The 1,368-nt window shown below is 59.9% G+C and carries 1 protein-coding gene and 1 pseudogene; both read left to right on the top strand.

The features are described 5' to 3' along the window. Positions 1-388: pseudogene (gluA, locus tag A2J01_RS12260) on the top strand (glutamate ABC transporter ATP-binding protein GluA); the annotation flags it as partial. Between the two features lie 124 nt (positions 389-512). Further along, positions 513-1,343, top strand: coding sequence for a glutamate ABC transporter substrate-binding protein (locus tag A2J01_RS12255; RefSeq protein ID WP_003942146.1), 831 nt, complete (start codon positions 513-515; stop codon positions 1,341-1,343). Positions 1,344-1,368 lie beyond the last annotated feature (25 nt).

Raw genomic sequence — 1,368 nt, 5'->3', positions numbered from 1 at the left:
GAAGACGGCGCAGGCATTGCTCGAGCGCGTCGGTATCGCCAATCAGGCCGACAAGTACCCGGCGCAGCTTTCCGGCGGTCAGCAACAGCGTGTCGCCATCGCTCGCGCTCTTGCGATGCAGCCGAAGGTGATGTTGTTCGACGAGCCCACCTCCGCTCTCGACCCCGAGATGGTCAACGAGGTCCTCGACGTCATGACTTCCCTCGCCAAGGAAGGCATGACCATGCTCGTGGTCACGCACGAGATGGGATTCGCCCGCAAAGCCGGCGATCGTGTGCTGTTCATGGCTGACGGCCAGGTCGTCGAAGACACCACGCCCGAAGAGTTCTTCACCCATCCCAAGTCGGATCGGGCCAAGGACTTCCTCGGCAAGATCCTCACTCACTGATCACAGTCCCCTCCGACAGTCCTGTCCTCGTCCACAAGACAACTTGCTCGACTGCACCGTTCACCTCGGCTGCACCGTTCATCTCGACTGCACCGTTTGCATGTCGACAACTGAGAGGATCTTCATGAAGATCAATCGCTCCGTCCGTTTCGGAATCGGAATCATGGCTATCGCGTTCGCTGCCACGGCTTGTGGTGGAGGAGAAGAAAAGAGCGCATCGCAGAGTGCTGCCGACGGAACGCTCACCGTCGGTATCAAGTTCGATCAGCCCGGCCTCGGTCAGCGCAATCCGGACGGGACGTTCTCCGGCTTCGACGTCGAGGTAGCCCGGTACATCGCGAACGAACTCGGCGTGAAGCCCGAAGGAATCACCTTCAAGGAATCACCGTCAGCCCAACGCGAGACCCTGATCCAGAACGGCGAGGTCGACTACATTGTGGCCACCTACTCGATCACCGACGCACGCAAGGAAAAGGTCGGCTTTGCCGGTCCGTACTTCATCGCCGGCCAATCGTTGCTCGTTCGCTCCGACAACACCGACATCACCGGTCGCGATTCTCTCAGCGGCGGCAAGAAGCTCTGCTCGGTGACTGGCTCCACTCCGGCTCAGAAGGTCAAGGACTCCGTACCTGACGTCCAACTTCAGGAGTTCGACACCTACTCTGCTTGTGTCGAAGCACTGCGCAACGGCGCTGTCGACGCAGTCACCACCGATGACATCATCCTCGCTGGTTTTGCCGCACAGTACCCCGGCCAGTTGAAGGTCGTCGGAGAACCGTTCACAACGGAAAACTACGGCGTCGGCCTGGCCAAGGACGATTCCGAGACCCGCGGCAAGATCAACGACGCCATCGAGAAGATGATCTCCACCGGCGCATGGGAAGAAGCCTTCAACAACACCGTTGGCGCTTCGGGCTACCCCATCCCGGCGCCGCCCACCGTTGATCGTTACTGACCTGCTTTTTTCACCGTCAATCTCG

The organism is Rhodococcus sp. EPR-134 (assembly GCF_001647205.1).
In the GTDB taxonomy this organism is placed as follows: Bacteria; Actinomycetota; Actinomycetes; order Mycobacteriales; family Mycobacteriaceae; genus Rhodococcus_F; species Rhodococcus_F qingshengii.
This window is presented reverse-complemented; position numbering and strand designations above follow the sequence as displayed.